Below are 19,373 nucleotides of genomic sequence, written 5' to 3'. Positions count from 1 at the left end.
GAGTCTAGGTCCGCCCCGGCCCCGCCCGCCCCCGGGATTCCGGCCGCCTCACGGCCGGCGGTGAGCGGCGGCGGGGTGCGTGCGGGGCAGGACGGGCGAGCCCGACCCCGTGAGGCGCTCGCGCAGCGTCGCGCCCTCCCGGTCCCCGTCGGCGAGGACCCCCCGCGCCCGCAGCAGGGGCAGCACCTCCTCGACGAACTCGAGGGTCGAGGTGGGTTGCAGGACCGGGGACAGCAGGATGCCGTCGAGGTCGGCCCCCTCGGCCAGGGCGCAGATCTCGTCGGCCACCTCCTGCGCCGTCCCCACGATCGGCTGCGCCCCGACGCCGTGGGTGCGCCAGGCGTCCAGGACGTCCCCGACCGTCAGGTCCGCGAAGCGCTCGAGCTGCGTGCGGGACAGCTCGGTGCGCAGGTCGGCCATGGGGGTCCCCGGGGGGTGGGCCGACAGGTCGATCCCGGTGAACATCGCGTAGCTCGCCACCGTCGCCTCCGGGGTCTGGCACTGCAGCACCGACGTGTGGCGGCGCCGGGCGTCACCGGGACTGGCGCCGATGACGCAGGAGACGGCGGCCATCACCTGCACGTCCGAGGCCGCCCGTCCCGCCGCCACCGCCTCGGCGCGGACGGCGGAGGCGTGCCGGCGCAGTTCCGCGGCCGGACCGCTGCCGATGAAGACCGCCTCCCCGTGCCGGCCGGCCAGCCGCCGCCCCGCGGTGGACGCGCCGGCCTGGAACAGCACGGGGGTGCCCTGCGGGGAGTAGGGCGCGTTGCCGTACCCCTGGGAGCGGAAGAAGCGGCCCGCGTGCTCCACGGGGTGCACCTTCGCCGGATCGGCGAACCGTCCCCGCTTGTCCCTCGTGAGGGCGTCCGGCTCCCAGGCGCCCTCCCAGTACGCGTAGGCCACCTCGAGGAACTCCTCGGCCATGGCGTACCGCTCGTCGTGGGCGACCATGTCCATGCCGAAGGCCCGCACCGCGGTCTCCGCGGTCCCGGTCGTCACGATGTTCCAGCCGAGCCGGCCACCGGACAGGTGGTCCAGGGTCGCCATCCGGCGCACGAACGCGTACGGGGGTTCGACCAGGACGGACCCGGTGACCACCAGCCCGAGGTTCCTCGTGGTGGACAGCAGCGCCGAGGCGACGACCACCGGGTCCAGCCGGGGCAGGTCCAGGCTCTCCTCGGTGGCGACGGGCGGCCGGACACCGTCGACCTCCGCCCACCCCCAGGCGTCGCCCAGGAAGAGGAAGTCGAACCCGGCGTCCTCCAGCACCTCCCCGAGGTCCCGCCAGTACCGGAGGTCGTCGAAGCGGTGCCGCTGGTCGTCCTCGTGGCGCCACGTCACGGTGCCCCCGACGTTCGCGGCGACGTTCTCGAAGAGTCCGAGCCTCAGGTGCTTCACCGTTCGCGACCTCTCCTCAAGGGACCGGCCAGACCAGCTGGCCCTGGGAGTACAGCGAGGGCACCAGGTCCGGGACGACGACCTCCGTCAGGTCCGGCACCGCGGGGATCTGGCCCATCCGGACGAGGAACTCCCCCTCGGTGCGGGCCGAGGCGTCGTCGATCTGCCCGAGCACCTGCCCGGCCGGCAGGGAGGAGTCGACGAGCTTCGTCTCCGTCTGCCACACCTGCACGTTGTGCGCCGTGTCGTACCCGGCCTGCGAGAGCGACGCGGCGTCGGCGACGCACTCGTCGGCGTGCTCCTCGCAGTAGGCGTAGGCGCGCAGCTGGGCGCGCAGGAAGTCCTCGACCGCGGTGCGGTGCTCGGCGAGGAACTGCGGGTTGACGATCGTCGTCGCCATCGACCCGGGAACCCCGTAGTCCTCGGGGTTCCACTCGGTGATCTTCTCGCCCTTGGCCGCCAGCGTCAGGGGTTCGTTCGACTTGTAGCCCGTGAGCGACTGCACCTGCCCCCGCACGAGGACGGTCGGGTCGAACCCGACGGTGACCTGCTTGACCTTCGCGACGTCGACCCCGGCCGTGCGCAGCATCGCCTCGATCGTGACCGGCAGCGCGCCCTTCTGCCCCAGCGTCGTCCCCTCGAGCTGCTTGAGGTCGGTGATGTCGGGCTTCGTCATGAGCGTCGCCACGGGAACGTGCCCGAACATCGCGACGGCCTTCACGTCGACGCCGTTGGACACGTTGACGAGCACGTCGCCGTTGCCCGCGATCGAGGAGATCTTCGCGGTGCCCGCGGCGACGAGCTGGGCGTTCTGCGCCGTCTCGCCCGTGCCGGGCTGGATGTCGACGTCGAGGCAGACGTCGTCGAAGTAGCCGAGGGCCTTCGCCGCGATCGGGTCGAGGATGCTGGCCGACGCCTGGAACTGGTAGCCCGTGACGTAGGTGACCTTCCCGGCCGCCTCGTTCTGCCGGCAGCGTTCCGCCGAGACGGCGGACCCGCGGCTGCCGGTGGGGGTGGACCCGCCGTCGGGTTCCTGCGCCGAGCCGCTGCAGCCGGCCAGGAGCAGGACGGCGGCCGCGCCGACGGCGAGGGCGGTGCGGGTGGCGTTCACGGCGGCTCCAGGGCGGGTTCTCGGTCGGGGCGGGTTTCTCAGCGGTTCTGGGACTCGTGCCAGGCCAGGGCCCGGCGTTCCACGGTCGTGACGAGCAGCAGCATGAGGGAGCCCATGAGCGCCAGGCACGCGATGGCGGCGAACACGCGGTCGAGCTGGGAGTTCGAGCTGGCCACGCTGATGAGGGTTCCCAGGCCCGACTGCGCCCCCGCGGCCGCGAACTCCGCGACGACGGCCCCGACGAGCGAGAGCGGGAACACCACGCGCAGCGCGGCGAACAGGTACGGCAGGGCGCTGGGGAACCGCAACCTGACGAGGACGTCGAGGCGGGAGGCGTCCACGGTGCGGAACACCTGCAGCACGTGCCGGTCCACCGACCGCAACCCCGTCACGGTGTTCATGAGGACGGGGAAGAACGTGATGAGCCCGGTGACGACGACCTTGGGCGTCAGGCCGAACCCGAAGGCCACGACGAGCGCGGGCGCGATGGCCACGACGGGCGTGACGTTGAGGACGACCGCCAGCGGGGTGACCCCGCGCCGCACGAGGCCGGACTCCCCCACGAGCACCGCGAGCAGGACCGCGCAGACGGTGCCGGCGACGAGGCCGAGCAACGCCTCCTGCAGCGTCGTCCACGCGTTCACGAGGTAGAGCTCCGGCTGGTCCAGGAACTGCCGGCCGACGCTGGACAGGGTCGGCAGCACGTACGGGTTGTCCCGCGCCACCCAGGTCCACAGCGCGCCGACCACGACGACCGCCACCACCGTGGGCAGCCAGGTCCGGGGGTGCACGACCCGGGTCAGACCCCTCACGCCACGTCCTGCCCCGTAGGGGTCCCGGACACCGGGTCCCACGCCGTCTCCAGCAGGGCCCGGACGCGGTGCTCGTGCTCGTGCATCGCGGCCGTGTCGAGCTGGCCGTGGTGGCGCGGGCGGTCCAGGTCGACGTCCACGACGCCGGCCACGCGCCCGGGGCCCGCGGCCATGACGACCACGGTGTCCGACAGGAGCACGGCCTCGGCGATGGAGTGCGTGACGAACACGACCGTCGTCCGCAGTTCCTGCCACACGTCGAGCAGCTGCAGCTGGGCGGACTCGCGGGTGAACTCGTCGAGGGCGGAGAACGGCTCGTCCATGAGGAGGACGTCGGGTTCGAGGGCGAAGGCGCGCGCGAGCGCCGTCCGCTGCTGCATCCCGCCCGACAACTGCCCGGGACGGCGGCCCAGGACGTCGCCGAGGCCCAGCCGGGTCAGCAGTGCGACGGGGTCGGACGCCAGCCCCCGCCGGGCCTCGCCCCGGCTCGCCGAGCGGTTCACCTTCTCCAGGACCCGGACGTTGCCCAGGACGTCGAGCCAGGGCAGCAGGGCCGGGACCTGCGGGACGAAGCCGAGCACCTTGGCGGCACGGGCCTCGTCCGTCGTGCGACCGCAGATCCGGACGTTCCCGGCGTCGGGGGCCTCCAGGCCGGCGATGAGCCGCAGGAGGGTCGACTTCCCGCAGCCCGACGGGCCGATGACGCTGACGAACCGCCCGCGCGGCACCTGCAGGTCGACGTGGGCGAGCGCGCGGACGGCGGCCGCACCCGTCCCGTACGTCTTGCAGGCGTCGTTGACGGCCACGAAGGGACCGTCGGACGGCGGCTCGCTGGACATGCGGTGACCCTACTCAGCGACCGGCCCCGGGACCGCGAGGCCCCGACCGGTGCGCTTAGGCTCCGCAGTCCCAGACCGTGCGATCGAGGAGGATCCGTGTCCGAGCCGACCACCCCACCCGCCCCGCGCGTGCGCAGCCTCCTCAGCCCGGGTCGCTACGTGCAGGGCCCCGGCGCCCTCGCCCGCCTCGGCGGGCACCTCGCCGACCTGGGCTCCACGCCCGTCCTCGTCGCCGACGACGTGGTGTGGGGGCTCGTGGGCCACGACGTGACGGCGTCGGTGCGGGGCGCGGGCCTGCCGGTGCACCGCGACGTCTTCCGCGGGCTGGCGACGGCGGCCACGGTCGACCGCCTCGTCGGGGTGGTCCGCGAACTCGGAGCCGACGTCCTCGTCGGGGTGGGCGGCGGCAGCACGATCGACTCGGTCAAGGCTGCGGGCCACTCGGCGGGGATCCGGTGGGCCAGCGTGCCGACCGTGGCCTCGACCGACGCGCCCACGTCCGCGCTCGCCGTCGTCTACACCGCCGAGGGCGCGTTCGAGGAGTACCGCTTCTTCCCGCGCAACCCCGACCTCGTGCTCGTCGACACCCAGGTCGTCGCGAACGCCCCGGCGGCCCTGCTCGCCGCAGGGGTCGGCGACGCGCTCGCGACGTGGCTGGAGGCGCGGGCGACCGCCGCCTCCGGGGCGACGACGATGGCCGGCGGCGCACCGACGCTGGCCGGCACCGCCCTCGCCCGCCTGTCGTGGGACGTGCTGTGGGACAACGCGTTGCCCGCGCTCGACGCCGTCCGCGACCACCTGGTGACCCCGGCCGTGGAGAAGGTCGTGGAGGCCAACACGCTGCTGTCCGGGCTCGGGTTCGAGTCCGGTGGCCTGGCCGCCGCCCACGCCGTCCACAACGGGCTGACGGCGGCGCCGCAGGCGCACGGCCTCGCGCACGGGCAGAAGGTGAACCTCGGGTCGGTGACGCAGCTGGTGCTGGAGGGCGCACCGACGAGCGAGATCCGCGACTTCGTCGAGTTCACGACCCGGGTGGGGCTGCCGAACACCCTCACCGAGGTTGGGCTGGCCGTCGACGACGTGGACGTCCTGCGGGCGGTCGCGCAGGCCGCGACCGTGCCGGGCGAGACGATCCACAGCATGCCGTTCCCCGTCCGCGCCGACGACGTGGTGGCCGCGCTGCGGTCGGTCGAGCGCTTCTCCACCCGGGTGCGCGCCGAGGCCGGGTTGCCCGCCCCCGTCCGCCACGTCGCGCCGCACTGACCCGTGGACGTGCTGCGCTCCGTCGTCCTGTTCCTGCTGGCGGCGCTGCTGGAGATCGGCGGGGCGTGGCTCGTGTGGCAGGGCGTGCGGGAGCACCGCGGGCTGCTGTGGGTGGGCGCGGGCGTCGTCGCCCTCGGGTTCTACGGGTTCGTCGCGACGCTGCAGCCGGACGCGTCCTTCGGCCGGATCCTGGCCGCCTACGGCGGGGTCTTCGTCGCCGGCTCCCTGGCCTGGGGCGCCGTCGTCGACGGGTACCGCCCGGACCGCTGGGACGTCGCGGGGGCGCTCGTGTGCCTCGCCGGGGTCGCGATGATCATGTACGCCCCGCGGACCGGCGCCTGAGCGGACGGCGGGCCCTCAGGGCGGAGGTAGGGTCCGGCCATGGATGCGAGGGCGCAACGGAGCCTCGAACGCCTCTCGGCGGCGGTGCTGGAACTGGCGGCGGACAAGGCGCCCGAGACCCTCTCCGTCAGCGAGATCGCCCGCGCCGCAGGTGTGCACCGCTCCACGTTCTACGAGCACAGCGACTCCCCCTCGACCCTCCTGCGGACCGTCCTGCGCGACGAGCTCGACGACGCCAGGCAGCGCCACCTCGAGGGGCCGGCCGACCGCGACTGGTCCCAGGCGGTCGCCGCCGTCACCCGGGAGGTGCTCGACCACTTGGAACGGCACCGGGCCGTGTACCTGCGCAGCCTCGCCAGCCCGGCCGACGGGACCCTGCGCACGTTGCTGGCCGAGCACTTCCGCGCCTCGATCCTGCTGCTGTCCGAGCGCGGTGTCCTGCACTCCCCCGTCCGCGACGTCGACCTCGCGGCCCGGTTCGTCTCCGAGGGGACGGTCGGTGCCGTGTCGGTGTGGCTCGCGCGGGACGAGCGCGACCCCGGGGCGTTCCTGGAGGCCTTCGCCCACCTCGTCCCGTCGTGGTGGCCCCTGCGCGCCACGGGCTGAAGCCCCCCGCACGCACCGGGGCGGGGCGCCCGGCGGGCTCGCTGGTGAACCCGCCGGACTGCGCCGTCCGTGGAGCCCGGGCTCGACGGGACGCCTGGTCAGCCTGACCGGTCGGGGCCCGGGACGACCACCCGGAGCCGCCGGAGGCGTCGCTGTGCGGCCGTCCGCTGCGTACTGTGGCCGTCCGGGGTGCAACCGGCCGCCCCACCACGTCGCACGCCGCAGGAGGCGTCGTGTCCGACCGTGCTCCCCGTCCGTCGTCCGAACCCGTGCAGCGCACCTCGTTCGCCTCTGCCGACGAGGTGGAGGTGACGGACTTCATCCGGCGGATGTACGCCGACCACCGCACCCGCTTCGACCGTGTCCGCCGCGGCGCCCGGTTCTCCGCCCACACCCACGACACGGGGGCGCTGGGGGCCGACCGGGTGCGGACCTCCATCGACTACCGCGGGGTGAGCGCGGACGGGTTCGCCGACCACGTCTTCTTCGTCGTCCACGGCGGCACCGTCCGCGTCAGCAGCCGCACCGCGGACGTGACCTGCGGCCGCGGGGACGCCTCCGTCTACCCGCTCGGGCTGCCCGTCGAGTTCGACATGCACGGCTTCGACGTGACGACGGTCCGGCTGTCCAGCGAGCGGGTCTCCCGGGTGGCTCGGGAGATGTCGGGGGAACCGGCCGTGCGGTTCCTGGGCACGACCCCCGTCTCGCCGGCGATGCACCGGTACTGGCGCTCGCTCGTCCGGCTCGTCGGCGGCGCCCTGGCGGACCCGGACTCCCCGCTGGCCTCACCCCTGCTGGCCGAGGACCTGGCCGGAACCGTCGCGGTCGCGGCGCTGCACACGTTCCCCAACACCGCCTTGACCCGCGAGCACGTGCCCGGCCCCGGCGCGACGGCCCCGGCGACCGTGCGGCGGGCCGTCGAGCACGTCGAGGCCAACGCCCACCTGCCGCTGACGCTGACCGACCTCGCGGCGGCGGCCGGGACGAGCGCCCGCGCCCTGCAGGCGGGCTTCCAGCGCCACCTGGGCACCACTCCCCTCGACCACGTCCGGCGGGTGCGGCTCGACCGCGCGCACCGGGAGCTCGTGGACGCCGACCCCACCCGCGGGGACACCGTCGCGGCAGTCGCGGCGCGGTGGGGGTTCGGGAACCCGGGACGCTTCGCGGCCGCCCACCGGGAGGCCTACGGCGAGTCGCCCGCGGTGACGTTGCGGCGGTGAGGGCTTGGCCGGGGGGAACGACAGAGCGGGTGCCCACCTGTCGGTGGACACCCGCTCTGCGATCCGGTCGGGCTGACAGGATTTGAACCTGCGACCCCTTGACCCCCAGTCAAGTGCGCTACCAAGCTGCGCCACAGCCCGAATCGACCCGCCCTCAACGAGCGAGCCGGGTAGAACCTTACCTCATCGCTTGCGCTTCTCCCGCACCCGCACGCTCAGCTCGATCGGCGTGCCGGTGAAGCCGAACTCCTCGCGCAGCCGGCGCTCGATGAACCGGCGGTACCCGGCCTCGAGGAACCCGCTGGCGAAGACGACGAAGCGCGGCGGCTTGGTGGAGGCCTGCGTCCCGAACAGGATGCGCGGCTGCTTTCCGCCTCGCACGGGGTGCGGGTGGGCGGCCACGATCTGGCCCAGGAAGGCGTTGAGGCGGCCCGTCGGGATGCGCGTCTCCCAGGACTCCAGCGCCGTGTCGATCGCCGGGACCAGCTTCTCCATGTGCCGGCCCGTCTGCGCCGACACGTTCACCCGCGGGGCCCAGGGGATCTGGACGAGCTCCTTCTCGATCTCGCGCTCGAGGTAGTGCCGGCGCTCCTCGTCGGTGAGGTCCCACTTGTTGTAGGCCACGACGACCGCGCGACCGGACTCCACGACGGTCGAGATGATCCGGATGTCCTGCTCGGCGATCGGGACGCTGGCGTCGACGAGGACGACGGCCACCTCGGCCTTCTCCAGCGCCGTCTGCGTGCGCAGCGAGGCGTAGAAGTCGGCGCCCTTGGTGAGGTGGACGCGGCGGCGGATGCCGGCGGTGTCGACGAAGCGCCAGGTGCGGCCGCCGAGCTCGATCAGCTCGTCGACCGGGTCGCGGGTCGTCCCGGCCGTGGGGTGCACGACCACCCGTTCGGACCCGGCCAGCTTGTTCAGCATGGAGCTCTTGCCGACGTTCGGCCGGCCCAGCAGCGCCACGCGGCGCGGGCCGCCCTGCTGGGCGTACCCGCCGCCGACGGCCGAGACCGCGGGCAGGACCTTCACGGCGGCGTCCAGGACGTCGCCCGTCCCGCGCCCGTGCAGGGCCGAGACGGGGTACGGCTCCCCGAGGCCGAGGGACCACAGCGCGGTCGCGTCGGCCTCCTGGCGGGGGCCGTCGACCTTGTTGGCGACGAGGACCACGGGCCGGCCGGAGCGGCGCAGCAGCCGCACGACCTGCTCGTCGCTCGCGGTGGCGCCGACGGTCGCGTCGACGACGAACATGACCGCGTCGGCCAGTTCGATCGCCAGCTCGGCCTGGTCGGCCACGGCGAGGTTCAGCCCCTCGGCCTTGGCCTCCCAGCCGCCGGTGTCGACGAGCGTGAAGTCGCGGCCGGCCCAGTTCGCCGGGTAGGCGACGCGGTCGCGGGTGACGCCGGGGACGTCCTCCACGACGGCCTCGCGGCGGCCGATGATGCGGTTCACGAGGGTCGACTTGCCCACGTTCGGGCGGCCGACGACGGCCAGCACGGGCAGCGGCCCGTCGGGCGTCTCGTCCTCCACGGGGATGCCGTCGGCGTCGAGGAGGGCGACGTCCTCCTCGGACAGGTCGTACTCGTCGAGGCCGACGCGCAGCGCCTGCCCGACGTTCTCGTCCATCTCGTCCGCGGGGGCCGCCGCGTCGGTCTCGAAGGGTTCCTGCGGGTCGTCGGTGGGGGTCACCGGGTGCCTCCTGGCACGTCGTCGGACGCCATCTCGCCGAGCCCGAGCTCGTCGGCGGCGTCGTCATCGGGGAGTTGGATGCCGGTGCGCTGCAGGGAGTCCAGCACGTGACCGGAGAGCTTCACGCGCACCTGCTCCACGGCGGCGGCGAGGGCGACCCGGCCGGGGACGCCGGGTTCCTTGACGACCGTGAAGGGTTCGCCGAAGCAGAACGTCAGCCGCCGCCGCACGGGCGGCACGGACCGGCGCGGTTCACCGGGAAGGTGGGCGCCGAGGCACGCCACGGGCACCACGGGAGCACCGGACTGCAGCGCGATCCAGGCGATGCCCGAGCGCACGCTCGCCGCGTCGCCCCGCCCGCGGGTGCCCTCGGGGAACACCCCCGCCGCGCCGCCGGCGGCGAGGACCGCGAGCACCGACTGCAGGGCGTCCCGGTCGCCACGGGTGCGGTCGATCGGGATCTGCCCGGCCTGCAGGAGCGACCAGCCCACGAACCGGTTGAGCGGGGAGCCGGTGAACATCTCGCTCTTGACGAGGAAGTGCGCCGGCCGCGGGGTCACGCCGAACAGCAGCGGCCCGTCCATGATCGAGGCGTGGTTCGCGGCGAAGAGGACCGGGCCGGTCGTCGGCACGTTCTCGGCGCCCAGGACGCGGGAGTTCCACACGCCGTGCGCGAAGACCTTGCCGACGCCACGGGTCCAGGCGAACGGCTCCCCCGGCAGCGATCCGCCGGCGGGGGCGGAGTGGGGACGCAGCTTCACGCGGGGCCCCCCGTCCGGCCCGCACGCGCCTGGCCCTCGACGACCTCGAGCACGGCCGCGACGGTCCCCTCGAAGTCCAGCGCCGTGGAGTCCACGGTGACGACCCCGTCGGCGGCCGTCGTGAAGGCCGTCGTCCGGGAGTCGACGCGGTCGCGCTCGACGACACCGCGCCGGGTGGCCTCCAGGGCGTCGGTGTCCGCCGACCCGAGGTCCTGCCGGGCCCGGCGCGCGAGGCGGACGGACTCGTCGGCCGTGAGCAGGATGCGGACCTCGGCGTCGGGCGCGACGACCGTGGTGATGTCGCGGCCCTCGGCGACGATCCCCGGCTCGCGGCCGGGCTCGGGGTCGACGCAGGCGGCCTCGATGAGGGTGCGCTGGCGCAGCACGAGGTCCTGCCGGACCGCCTGCACGGCCGCGACGGCGCTGACGTTCGCGGTCACCCGGTCCGTGCGGACGGCCTCGGTGAGGTCGACCTCGGTACCGTCCACCACGGCCGCCACGGTCGGCGCCTGCGGGTCGGTGCCCACGACGAGGGGGACTGTCCGCACGTGGGCGGCGACGGCCGCGGCGTCGGACAGGTCGACGCCGGCCTCCAGCGCGGCCCAGGTCACGGCGCGGTACATGGCCCCGGTGTCGAGGAACGCGACGCGCAGCGCGGCGGCGGCCGCCCGGCTGACGCTCGACTTCCCGCTGCCGGACGGTCCGTCGACGGCGACGACCAGCGCGGTGGTCACGACGGACACCTCCTGGTGGACGGTCGGGGACGCGACGGGACCACGGGCAGCAGGGGTGGAGGACACCGGACGAGGTTAGTCGACGCAGGGCCCCGGCCCCGAACGCACGTCAGCGCGGAACCGTCCACCCGCGACCCCGCAGCGCGTCCACGAGCGGCTCGGCGGACGCGGGCACGACGTCGATGCTCGCCAGCGCCACGGCCTGCCCCTCGGAGTGCTCCAGGCGCAGGTCCTCGAGGTTGACCCCGGCCTCCCCGACGTCGGTGAGCAGGCGGCCCAGGGCGCCGGGACGGTCGGGGACGACCACGACGACCGTGCGGTACCGCGTCGGGGCGCTGCCGTGCTTGCCGGGGATGCGGTCCCGGCCGGCGCCACCGTCGGCGATGACCCGGGCGAGGCGGGCCCGGGCGCCGGGGGCCACGGGGTCCTCGGCCAGGGCGCGCAACGCGGTGATGACCTCCTCGAGGTCGGTGCGCAGGGCGTCCAGGACGTCGGCGACGGGGGCGGCGTTGCCGGCGAGGATCTGCGACCACAGGGCGGGGTCGCTGCCCGCGATCCGCGTCACGTCGCGCAGGCCCTGACCGGCCAGGCCCACGGCCGGTTCGGCGGCCTCCCGCAACCGGGCGGCGACCAGGCTCGCCGCGACCTGCGGGGCGTGCGAGACGAGGGCGACCGCCTCGTCGTGCTCCTGCGCCGGCATCGTCACGGGGACGCCGCCGCAGTCCGCGGCGAGGTCGCGGACCGCTTGCAGCGCAGACGGTCGGGCCACGTCGTTCGTGGCGATGACCCACGGCCTCCCGGCGAAGAGGTCCGTGCGCGCGGCGATCGCACCCGAGCGTTCCCGGCCCGCCATCGGGTGCGAGCCGACGTAGCGGGTCAGGTCCGCGCCGCGGGCGCTGAGTGCGGCGAGCGGGCCGCCCTTGACGCTCGCGACGTCGGTGACGACGGCCGCCGGGAAGCGCTGGAGCTCGTCGGCCACGACGTCGGCGACCACGTCCGGCGGGCACGCGACGAGCACGAGGGCCGGGTCGTCGTCCGCTCCGGCGAACCGGCCGGCCCCCAGGTCGCGGGCCAGCGCCACGGCCGTCGGCGAGGGGTCGGCGAGGACCACGTCGACGTGGCGCATCGTGAGCGCCAGGGCCGCCGACGTGCCGAGCAGCCCCGTCCCGACCACGCGGACGGTGCCGGTCGTGCGGGCGGGGGCCGCGGCGTCGAGGGTCACGGGGTCTCGTCCGGACTACTGCGCGATGTCGCGGCGCAGAGCCTGCGCCCCGTTGAGGTAGACGTGCTTGACCTGCGCGCGCGTGAGCGGGGTCTCGACGTGCGCCATGAGCCGGATGACCCGCGGCATGGACCGCTCGATCTCCAGCTCCCGTGCGCACATCAGCGGGACGTCGCCCATGCCCAGCTCGCGGGCCGCGACGGCGGGGAACTCCGAGACCAGGTCGGCCGTCGAGGTGAAGATCACGCTGATGAAGTCGTCGAGGGTGAGGTCGTTCGCGCGGATGACCTCCGAGACGAGGTCACGGGTGCGGGCCAGCACCTCCTCGCGCTCGTCGACGTCGACCTGCACCGCTCCACGGACCGCCCTCACCGACACGCGCGGAAGGGTACCGACCCCGGACGCAGCGCCGGGAACTCCCCCGCTCACAGTCCCGCGACCGCCATGAGCTGCTGGACCTCGCCGCGCGTCAGGCGGCGGTTCTTCCCGGGCTTGAGGTCGCCCAGGACGATCGGGCCCATCTGGACGCGGACGAGCTTGAGGACGGGGTACCCCTCGGCCTCCAGCAGGCGGCGCACGACGTGCTTGCGCCCCTCGTGCAGGACGACCTCGACGAGGGCGTAGCCCGGCTTGGAGTCGACGAGCTTGAAGGAGTCGACCGAGACGGGGCCGTCGTCCAGCTCGACCCCGGCGCGCAGGTTGCGACCGAGCTCGCGCTTGACCGGCCCGCGGACCTCGGCGAGGTAGGTCTTCTGGACGCCGAAGGACGGGTGCTGCAGGCGGTGCGTGAGCGCCCCGTCGTTCGTCAGCAGGATGAGGCCCTCGGTGTCGAGGTCGAGCCGGCCGACGTGGAACAGGCGCTGCTCGCGCGGGCCCACCATGTCGGCGAGGTTCAGCCGGTCCTGCTCGTCGTACATGGTCGACACGACGCCCTTGGGCTTGTTCACCATGATGTAGACGAGCTCGTCGTCGATGGTGAAGCGCATCCCGTCGACGTGGACGACCTGGCGGGTGGGGTCGATGCGGACCCCGAGCTCGGTGACGACCTCGCCGTCGACCGTGACCCGGCCGGCGGCGATCATCTCCTCGCACGCGCGGCGGGAGCCGGCCCCGGCCTGGGCGAGCACCTTCTGCAGGCGCACGCCCTCGGGGTCGTGGACGTCGGCACCCGGCCGTCGGATGGGCGCTGGACCGCGGCGCGGCGGCTGCGGCGCGGGCGCGATCTTGTCCGTCATGCGCTGCGCGGCACCGCGGCGGTTCACCGCGCCGCCGGTGCGCGGCTTGCCGCCCTGCGCCCCGGCGCCCTTGCCGCCCTGGGCGCGGCCGCCGGCGCCCTTGCCGCCGCCGGCCTTGCCACCACCGGCCTGGGGGCCCTTGCCGCGACCCGTCGCGGGTCGCTGGGGGCGGCCCTGCCCTCGGCCGCCGCCGCCGCGGGGTGCCTGCGGGCTCATGACTGGTCCTCCTGCTGCTGGGGTGCTGGGTCGCCGTGCTGGTCGTGGACGTGCTGGTCGGGGGCGTGCGGGTCCGCTGAGGTGCCGTCCGCCGACCCTCCATCATCTCCCACCGGGGCGGCGGCTTCGACCACCCGCTCGTCAGCGCCCTCGAGAACGGGCTCGAGGACGGGCTCGGCGAGGACCTCGGCGGGCTCGAGGTCGTCCAGCGACACCTCGTCGGGCAGGAACGGCGCGAGCGGCGGCAGCTCGTCGAGGCTGTCCAGCCCCATCCGCTGCAGGAACTCCTCGGTGGTCCGGTAGAGCGTCGCCCCCGAGGTCGCCTCGACCCCGGCCTCGCAGACGAGTCCACGGGTGAGGAGCGTGCGCATCACGCCGTCGACGCTCACGCCGCGGACGGCCGAGACGCGGGCCCGGCTGACGGGCTGGCGGTAGGCGACGATCGCCAGCGTCTCGAGCGCGGCCTGGGTCAGCTTGGCCGTCTGCCCGTCGAGCAGGAAGGCCTCGACGACGTCGGCGTGCTCGGCGCGCGAGTACATGCGCCAGCCCCCGGACACCTCGCGCAGCTCGAAACCCCGGCCCTGCTCGGAGTACTCCCCCGCCAGCTCGCGCAGCAGGAGGTCCACCTCGTCGGGCTGCTCCCCCGTCGCCCGCGCGAGCGCGCGGACGGCGACGGGTTCGTCGGCGACCATGAGCACGGCCTCGATCGCGGACCGCACGCGGCGACCGGCGTCCTCCCCGGCCCCGTTCTCGTCGGGCTCCTCCCTCACGTCCTCCGTGACGTCCTGCGTGACGTCGGTCACGACGCACTCCCCTCCTGGGCCGATCCCTCGAACTCGTCCAACCCCGACGGCACCGCCGCGGCCGCAGCCCCCTGGTTCGCCTCCGCGTCCGGGTCCCACCGGACGGTCAGCGTCCCGAGCGCCTCGGGTTGTTCCAGCCGGACGCGGCGTTCGCGGAACAGTTCCAGCACCGCGAGGAACCGCGCGACGATGACCAGGGTTCCGAGTTCCCCCTCCCCGGCGTCGGCCACGAGGTCGGAGAAGGTCGCGGTGCCGTTGCGCCGCAACCGGTCGACCATGAGGACGGCCTGTTCCCGGATGCTCACCGCACTGGCGTGCAGGTGGTCCAGCCCCACGACGGGGACGGGTTTCGGCGTCAGGGCGCGGGCTGCGACGGCGGCGAACTGCTCCGGGCTGACCGTGAGGACGAGTTCGGGCAGCAGCTTCTCGAAGTGCGGTTCGAGGGCGACGGCTCGCGGGACGCGCCGGGACGCCTCGGCGAACCGGTCGCCGAGGAGGGCCGCGACCTGCTTGTAGGCGCGGTACTGCAGCAGCCGGGCGAACAACAGGTCGCGCGCCTCGAGCAGGGCGAGGTCCTCGGCGTCCTCGACCTCGGCGGCCGGCAGCAGCCGGGCCGCCTTGAGGTCGAGGAGGGTCGCGGCGACGAGCAGGAACTCGCTGGCCTCGTCGAGGTCCCAGTCCGCACCGCCGTCCTTCGCGGCCCGCTGCGCGGCGCGGATGTGCGCGATGAACTCGTCGGTCACGCGCGCGAGCGCGACCTCGGTGACGTCGAGCTGGTGCTTGGTGATGAGCCCGAGCAGCAGGTCGAAGGGGCCGGAGAAGTTCGGCAGGGAGACGGTGAACCCGCGGCGGCCGGTCAGCGGGTTGACGTCCGCTGCGGGGGTCGGGGCGGGGGCGCTCACGCGGACACGGTAGCGACCGCCGGCCCCGGGTCGGCGCACGCGACCGTGCGCCTCACGGCCGCCCGGCCCCCTGGGGGGCCCCGCCCGGGTCGGCCGCGGACTGCGCGACGGCGTCGGCCGGCAGCAGCAGCGTCCAGCCGGGACGGACGAGGTCGGCGTCCACGAGGCGCGAACCGTCGGCCTGCACGCGGTCGCGGTTGAGTTCGAAGACCTCCCGGTAGCGCAGGGGGTCGCCGAGCGTCCGCTCGGCGATGTCCCACAGGCAGTCGTGGTGGCGTCCCTGGGGCGGCTGGACGACGTAGGCGACCAGCCCCGTGTCCGCGCCCGTTCCGGCGCCGGGCGTCGGGGGCGCCGTCCACGCCGGGTCCGGGGCCTCGTCCGCGGCGGGCGCTCCGGCGGTGGGCCGTGCCGCACCGGCCTCGTGCCCGCCACCCCACCCGGGGTCCGGTGCCGCCGTGGCCACGCCGACCGCGGCGGGTGCCGGCGTCGCCAGCGCGGGGGCGGCGAGGGGGATCCCGCCGGCCGTGACGAGGAGCGCGGCGGCGACGAGACGCCGGGCCAGGAGCTGCGCCGGGCCGCCGAGGGCGGGGCGGGGGGTGGGCGCACCCGTCGCCCAGGCGTGCAGTTCGGCGACGACGCACACCGCGAAGTGCAGCCACAGCAGCCAGAGGACGACCGCGAGGACGTCGAGCAGCGCGGACGTGGACAGTTCCGCGTCGAGCCACCCGCGGTGCGGCGCGGTGGTCGGCAGGGGGTTCCCGACGACCGTGACGAGGAGCCAGGGCACGCCGGCGAGGACGGCGAGGAGCACGGTGCCCGCGGCGGTCCCGCGCAGCAGTTCCGCGGTGCGGGCACCGCGGCTCGACGCGGCGCGCGGCAGCCGGTCGCCGGGGCGCCGCGCTCTCTCGTGCGGGGTGGTGGGGGTGGTCACGGGTTTCCCTCCGCTGTGACGGGGCTGACGGGGACGACGAGGGTCTGGACCTCGGTGACGCGCAGGTCGACGCGCACCGACCGGCGGACCTCGCGCAGGACGTCCCAGGTGGCGCCCTCGTCGGCGCTGCTCTCGATGCGCCAGGTCTCGGTGCCGGTGACCGCCCAGGTGTCGGGGGCCTGTCCCGTGCCGGCCGCCGACGTGCGCTCGTACCGGAACGAGCAGACGTCCGGGCCGGTGCGGTCGCCCTCCCCCGCCCGCAGTTCCCGTCCGGGTCCCGTGCACGTGACGGGCCGGCGGCCGGGTTCACCGGGCTGGACCTCCAGGGAGGTGAGCACTCCGCGCATCCGGCTGCGGCCCAGCGCGATCGTCGGTGCCGCCGCGGCGACGGCGGAGAACCCGACGGTCTGGCCGATGCGCGGGGTGCGCGAGGGCGTCGTCGCGAGGGTCCCCTCGACGATGCCGCCGCGGGCCTCGGCACGGGTCGCGTACCGCCGCTGACCCGCCGTGAGCTCCCACCAGAACCGCGGCCGTCCCGGGTCGCGCCGCAGGAGCGTCACGGTGGAGGTGAGCAGCGTCGTGTCCCACGCCGGCGCGAGGGTGCGCGCGTCCGGAGCGGGGCTGAGGCACACGCGCAGGAACTGCTCGGGCAGGTCCACGGGGGGCGGGACGACCGGTGCGGGGACCGCCGTGGGAACTCCGGTGGGTGTTCCGGTGGGTTCCGCGGTGGTGGTCGGGACCGGGGTCGGCGAGGGGTCCGGCGCAGGGACCGGCTCAGGGACGGCGGGGGGCTGCGACGTCGGGACGGGCCCCAGGTCGACGGGCCGGGCGTCGGCCGGGGTGAGGTCGTGCTCGCTGCCGGCGGGCAGCAGCCAGCAGGCCGGCACGGGCGCCCCGCCGAGGAGTTCGGCGTAGCTGCGGGCGGTCCCGCCCCCGGCGCAGCGCATGCCGTACGCACCCGCGGCGCTCGACCACAGCGCGCAGGAACCGGCCGTGCCGTGGACGTCGCCGCCGGCCGACCGCGACCGGGCCGCGCCGGCCTCGGCCGCCCGGGCGTCCCCCGGTGCGGCGAGGGCGCTGAGCCCGACCGCGAGCGCCACCACGAGGGTGCGGGCCCGCATCAGAACCGCTCCACGGTGACGTCGGCGGCCGCGCAGGTGCCGCCGTCGGCGGCCAGGTCGTCGACGAGCCAGCGCCCGTCGGCCTGGACGACGACGGCGGTCGCGGTGCCGAAGTGCGGGGCGTTCAGCGGGGTGCCGGTGGCGGCGTCGACCTGCCAGCCGCGGTCCTGCAGGCACAGGCGCAGCTCGACGCGGTCGGGTCCGGCGGTCCGCTGCCCGAGCACGCCGGAGGGGTACGGACCGGGCATCCGGTCGCCCAGGTTGGCGGCGAGCAGCGGCAGCGCCCAGGCGCGCGCCGCCGGGGTCAGGGTGGCCGTGAAGCCGGGGACCTGCGCCGGGTCGGCGGTGCCGGCGTTGACGGCGCGGGCCTGCTGGCGCAGGTGCTCGCGCACCGCGTCGACGGGTCCGGGCTCCCCGGCGCCGGCGGTCGGCACCGGAGCGGTGGCCGCGACAGGGCCGGCAGCGGCCGTGGCCGTCGGCGGGGTGGCGGGCGCGGTGGGCGGGGCGAGGGCGGCCGGCTGGCCGCACCCGGCCAGGACGAGGGCGGGGACCGCCGTCAAGGCCGGCCACCACCTCGTGGACGAGTGCCGGTTCACCGGGCGTCCTCCTCTCGGGTTCCTTCGAAGGGGCGGGCGCTGCCGTCGCCGGACGCCCGCAGTTCGTGGACGCCGACGATCCCCAGCAGCGAGGTGGGCAGGACGAGGTCGACGTGGGCGCGCACGACCGTGGGGCGCCCCGCGGGGTCCCCGACCGAGGTCGTGCCGCGGAAGCAGGACCCCGGGTCGACGAGGGGCGCGCCCGAGGCGGCGACCGCGGTGCAGTAGGCCGTGACGCGCGCTGCGACCTGGTCCTGCGGCAGCAGGCGCAGGTCGGGCGCGTCGAGGTCGACGGCCGAGGCGCCCGCACGGGCCGCCTCCTCGGCGTACGCCACGGCGCGGGCGCGGGCGGTGAGCTGCCGGCCCGCGTCGAGGACGAGGCCGGCCAGCAGGAGCAGGACCAGGGCCAGCACGGGCACGGCCGGGGCGATCGAGCCGCGGTCGCCTCCCAGGTGACCCCGCAGGTGACCTCGCAGCTCACCCCTCAGGCGCCTCACGACAGCTCCCGGTTGGGGTCCAGCGGTGACGAGAACGCGCTGGTGACGGTGAGGTGCCCGGGCATCCCGGGCAGCCCGAGGTCACCCACGGGGACGGTGCACCGCGCCGTGACCGTCACCGGCCGGCCCGCGACGAACTCCGGCAACGGGTCCACCACGAGGGAGTCGGCGCAGGCGCCCGGCGCGAGGGCGCCACGCACGACCGCGGTGGCGCGCTGCTGCGCGTCCGTCGCCGACCGGGACGTCGTGGCCGCGCGGGCCGCGTCGCGGACGCCGGCGTCGAGCGTCGCGCCGGCCGAGGTGTACCGGGCGCAGGCGAGCAGGAACGCCAGGAGCAGCAGGAGGGCGGGGGCGACGAGCGTGAACTCCAGCGCGATCGACCCCGCGTCCCGCGCACCGCCGGCCCGGGTCACCGGGCGCCCGCGAAGCGCTCGACGGTGCCCGACGCCTGCTGGCTCGTGCGCAGGTCCAGGCCGGGGACGAGGCTCACGACGTGCCCGCTGACGGTGACGGTGACGCGGTCGCGGGTCCAGGTCGTCGCCGCGCGCGGTTCCAGGAGGGACTCCCGGCCGACCGTGACGGCGAACTGCTCCACGTGGGCGCGGACGACGGGGTCGGCCGCGGCGGCGAACTGCTCGTCGGGCAGGACCCGCAGCTGGGCCACGCCCTCGCGGGCGGCGGCCAGCGCCACGGAGCGACCGTACGCCCACAGGCCGACCTGGATGCCGGTGAACACCAGGAGCAGGAACACGGGGGCGATGAAGGCCATCTCCAGCGCGGCGGAACCGCGGTCGCGCGCGGCGACGGTCGGGTTCACGTGCCGCAGGAACCGCCGACCGCGACGGTCGCGCAGGTCTGCAGGTCCTTGCTCTTGTCCTGGACGATCTTGTAGACCGCGCCGCCGATGAGCGAGGCGGCCACCACGACGACGGCCGCGATGACGGCCCACTCCAGGGCCGAGGCCCCCGCGTCGCGACCGGTCTGCGCAGCGCGCCGCACACGCTGCACCAGGAAGGCCAGCGGTGCAGGCCGTCGTGTCGTGGGGTTGCGGGTCGTGCGGGTCATGGGTCTCTCCTCC

At 75.3% G+C, this 19,373-nt stretch carries 23 protein-coding genes and 1 tRNA gene; 4 read left to right on the top strand and 20 right to left on the bottom strand.

The genetic code is table 11. The annotated features are described in order from the left end of the window. Positions 1 to 48 precede the first annotated feature (48 nt). The 4 genes from ACFEMC_RS08495 to ACFEMC_RS08480 are packed head-to-tail and all read right to left on the bottom strand — an operon-like array spanning position 49 to position 4,160. Positions 49 to 1,398, bottom strand: a complete 1,350-nt coding sequence (locus ACFEMC_RS08495) for an NtaA/DmoA family FMN-dependent monooxygenase (protein ID WP_380175410.1) — start codon at positions 1,396 to 1,398, stop codon at positions 49 to 51. 16 nt (positions 1,399 to 1,414) lie between these two features. Next, a complete protein-coding gene (locus ACFEMC_RS08490) occupies positions 1,415 to 2,509 on the bottom strand; it encodes an ABC transporter substrate-binding protein (RefSeq protein ID WP_380175407.1) in 1,095 nt (364 codons plus the stop codon). A 38-nt stretch (positions 2,510 to 2,547) separates the two neighbouring features. Continuing rightward, entirely contained in the window at positions 2,548 to 3,321 is a 774-nt protein-coding gene (locus ACFEMC_RS08485; protein WP_380175405.1) for an ABC transporter permease, read from the bottom strand. Further along, positions 3,318 to 4,160, bottom strand: coding sequence for an ABC transporter ATP-binding protein (locus tag ACFEMC_RS08480; protein ID WP_380175403.1), 843 nt, complete (start codon positions 4,158 to 4,160; stop codon positions 3,318 to 3,320). The genes ACFEMC_RS08485 and ACFEMC_RS08480 overlap by 4 nt, the downstream gene beginning before the upstream one ends. 96 nt (positions 4,161 to 4,256) lie before the next feature. Between ACFEMC_RS08480 and ACFEMC_RS08475 the strand changes: the two genes are divergently transcribed. The 4 genes from ACFEMC_RS08475 (at position 4,257) to ACFEMC_RS08460 (ending at position 7,591) form a co-directional block, all read left to right on the top strand. Then, positions 4,257 to 5,423 carry a glycerol dehydrogenase gene (locus ACFEMC_RS08475; RefSeq protein ID WP_380175401.1) on the top strand — a complete coding sequence of 389 codons (1,167 nt, stop codon included), beginning with the start codon at positions 4,257 to 4,259 and terminating at the stop codon, positions 5,421 to 5,423. A gap of 3 nt (positions 5,424 to 5,426) precedes the next feature. Then, a complete protein-coding gene (locus ACFEMC_RS08470; RefSeq protein ID WP_380175399.1) occupies positions 5,427 to 5,765 on the top strand; it encodes a YnfA family protein in 339 nt (112 codons plus the stop codon). 39 nt (positions 5,766 to 5,804) lie between these two features. Continuing rightward, a complete protein-coding gene (locus tag ACFEMC_RS08465) occupies positions 5,805 to 6,371 on the top strand; it encodes a TetR/AcrR family transcriptional regulator (protein WP_380175397.1) in 567 nt (188 codons plus the stop codon). A 233-nt stretch (positions 6,372 to 6,604) separates the two neighbouring features. Then, positions 6,605 to 7,591 carry an AraC family transcriptional regulator gene (locus tag ACFEMC_RS08460; protein WP_380175395.1) on the top strand — a complete coding sequence of 329 codons (987 nt, stop codon included), beginning with the start codon at positions 6,605 to 6,607 and terminating at the stop codon, positions 7,589 to 7,591. Positions 7,592 to 7,658: 67 nt separating this feature from the next. On the opposite strand, the gene ACFEMC_RS08455 is transcribed toward ACFEMC_RS08460, so the two are convergent. The 16 genes from ACFEMC_RS08455 to ACFEMC_RS08380 all read right to left on the bottom strand — a co-directional run bounded on the left by ACFEMC_RS08455 (position 7,659) and on the right by ACFEMC_RS08380 (position 19,360). Then, positions 7,659 to 7,732: transfer RNA gene (locus ACFEMC_RS08455), tRNA-Pro, on the bottom strand. A gap of 42 nt (positions 7,733 to 7,774) precedes the next feature. Then, on the bottom strand, positions 7,775 to 9,214 hold the full coding sequence (gene der / locus ACFEMC_RS08450; protein ID WP_380176682.1) for a ribosome biogenesis GTPase Der: 1,440 nt from the start codon (positions 9,212 to 9,214) through the stop codon (positions 7,775 to 7,777). A gap of 59 nt (positions 9,215 to 9,273) precedes the next feature. Further along, positions 9,274 to 10,038: a lysophospholipid acyltransferase family protein gene (locus tag ACFEMC_RS08445; protein ID WP_380175393.1), complete on the bottom strand. Its 765-nt coding sequence runs from the start codon at positions 10,036 to 10,038 to the stop codon at positions 9,274 to 9,276. Continuing rightward, positions 10,035 to 10,781 (bottom strand): (d)CMP kinase, encoded by a 747-nt coding sequence (cmk, locus tag ACFEMC_RS08440; protein WP_380176680.1) that lies wholly within the window; start codon positions 10,779 to 10,781, stop codon positions 10,035 to 10,037. Before cmk ends, ACFEMC_RS08445 begins: the two co-directional genes overlap by 4 nt. A gap of 100 nt (positions 10,782 to 10,881) precedes the next feature. After that, positions 10,882 to 11,994 carry a prephenate dehydrogenase gene (locus ACFEMC_RS08435; RefSeq protein ID WP_380175391.1) on the bottom strand — a complete coding sequence of 371 codons (1,113 nt, stop codon included), beginning with the start codon at positions 11,992 to 11,994 and terminating at the stop codon, positions 10,882 to 10,884. 15 nt (positions 11,995 to 12,009) lie between these two features. Further along, on the bottom strand, positions 12,010 to 12,372 hold the full coding sequence (aroH, locus tag ACFEMC_RS08430) for a chorismate mutase (RefSeq protein ID WP_367640630.1): 363 nt from the start codon (positions 12,370 to 12,372) through the stop codon (positions 12,010 to 12,012). 47 nt (positions 12,373 to 12,419) lie between these two features. Then, entirely contained in the window at positions 12,420 to 13,445 is a 1,026-nt protein-coding gene (locus ACFEMC_RS08425; protein ID WP_380175389.1) for a pseudouridine synthase, read from the bottom strand. Then, entirely contained in the window at positions 13,442 to 14,248 is an 807-nt protein-coding gene (gene scpB, locus ACFEMC_RS08420) for an SMC-Scp complex subunit ScpB (protein WP_380175387.1), read from the bottom strand. Before scpB ends, ACFEMC_RS08425 begins: the two co-directional genes overlap by 4 nt. Further along, a complete protein-coding gene (locus ACFEMC_RS08415) occupies positions 14,245 to 15,150 on the bottom strand; it encodes a ScpA family protein (RefSeq protein WP_367640628.1) in 906 nt (301 codons plus the stop codon). The genes scpB and ACFEMC_RS08415 overlap by 4 nt, the downstream gene beginning before the upstream one ends. Positions 15,151 to 15,202: 52 nt before the next feature. After that, positions 15,203 to 16,081, bottom strand: coding sequence for a LysM peptidoglycan-binding domain-containing protein (locus tag ACFEMC_RS08410; RefSeq protein WP_380175385.1), 879 nt, complete (start codon positions 16,079 to 16,081; stop codon positions 15,203 to 15,205). Next, complete coding sequence (locus tag ACFEMC_RS08405; protein ID WP_380175383.1) at positions 16,078 to 17,202, bottom strand: hypothetical protein; 1,125 nt, start codon at positions 17,200 to 17,202, stop codon at positions 16,078 to 16,080. The genes ACFEMC_RS08410 and ACFEMC_RS08405 overlap by 4 nt, the downstream gene beginning before the upstream one ends. After that, on the bottom strand, positions 17,202 to 17,798 hold the full coding sequence (locus ACFEMC_RS08400; RefSeq protein WP_380175382.1) for a hypothetical protein: 597 nt from the start codon (positions 17,796 to 17,798) through the stop codon (positions 17,202 to 17,204). Before ACFEMC_RS08400 ends, ACFEMC_RS08405 begins: the two co-directional genes overlap by 1 nt. Beyond that, positions 17,795 to 18,295, bottom strand: a complete 501-nt coding sequence (locus ACFEMC_RS08395; RefSeq protein WP_380175380.1) for a pilus assembly protein TadG-related protein — start codon at positions 18,293 to 18,295, stop codon at positions 17,795 to 17,797. The genes ACFEMC_RS08400 and ACFEMC_RS08395 overlap by 4 nt, the downstream gene beginning before the upstream one ends. Next, the gene (locus tag ACFEMC_RS08390) at positions 18,292 to 18,708 is read right to left on the bottom strand and encodes a TadE/TadG family type IV pilus assembly protein (protein WP_380175379.1); all 417 of its coding nucleotides are present in this window, start codon (positions 18,706 to 18,708) and stop codon (positions 18,292 to 18,294) included. The genes ACFEMC_RS08395 and ACFEMC_RS08390 overlap by 4 nt, the downstream gene beginning before the upstream one ends. Continuing rightward, positions 18,705 to 19,112: a TadE/TadG family type IV pilus assembly protein gene (locus ACFEMC_RS08385; RefSeq protein WP_380175377.1), complete on the bottom strand. Its 408-nt coding sequence runs from the start codon at positions 19,110 to 19,112 to the stop codon at positions 18,705 to 18,707. Before ACFEMC_RS08385 ends, ACFEMC_RS08390 begins: the two co-directional genes overlap by 4 nt. Beyond that, positions 19,109 to 19,360 (bottom strand): hypothetical protein, encoded by a 252-nt coding sequence (locus ACFEMC_RS08380; RefSeq protein WP_380175375.1) that lies wholly within the window; start codon positions 19,358 to 19,360, stop codon positions 19,109 to 19,111. The genes ACFEMC_RS08385 and ACFEMC_RS08380 overlap by 4 nt, the downstream gene beginning before the upstream one ends. Between the last annotated feature and the right edge of the window lie 13 nt (positions 19,361 to 19,373).

The sequence above is a fragment of the Kineococcus sp. DHX-1 genome, from assembly GCF_042473625.1.
Taxonomy (GTDB): domain Bacteria; phylum Actinomycetota; class Actinomycetes; order Actinomycetales; family Kineococcaceae; genus Kineococcus.
The sequence above is the reverse complement of the archived record's forward strand: the minus strand, read 5'-3'. Positions and strand labels throughout refer to the sequence as shown.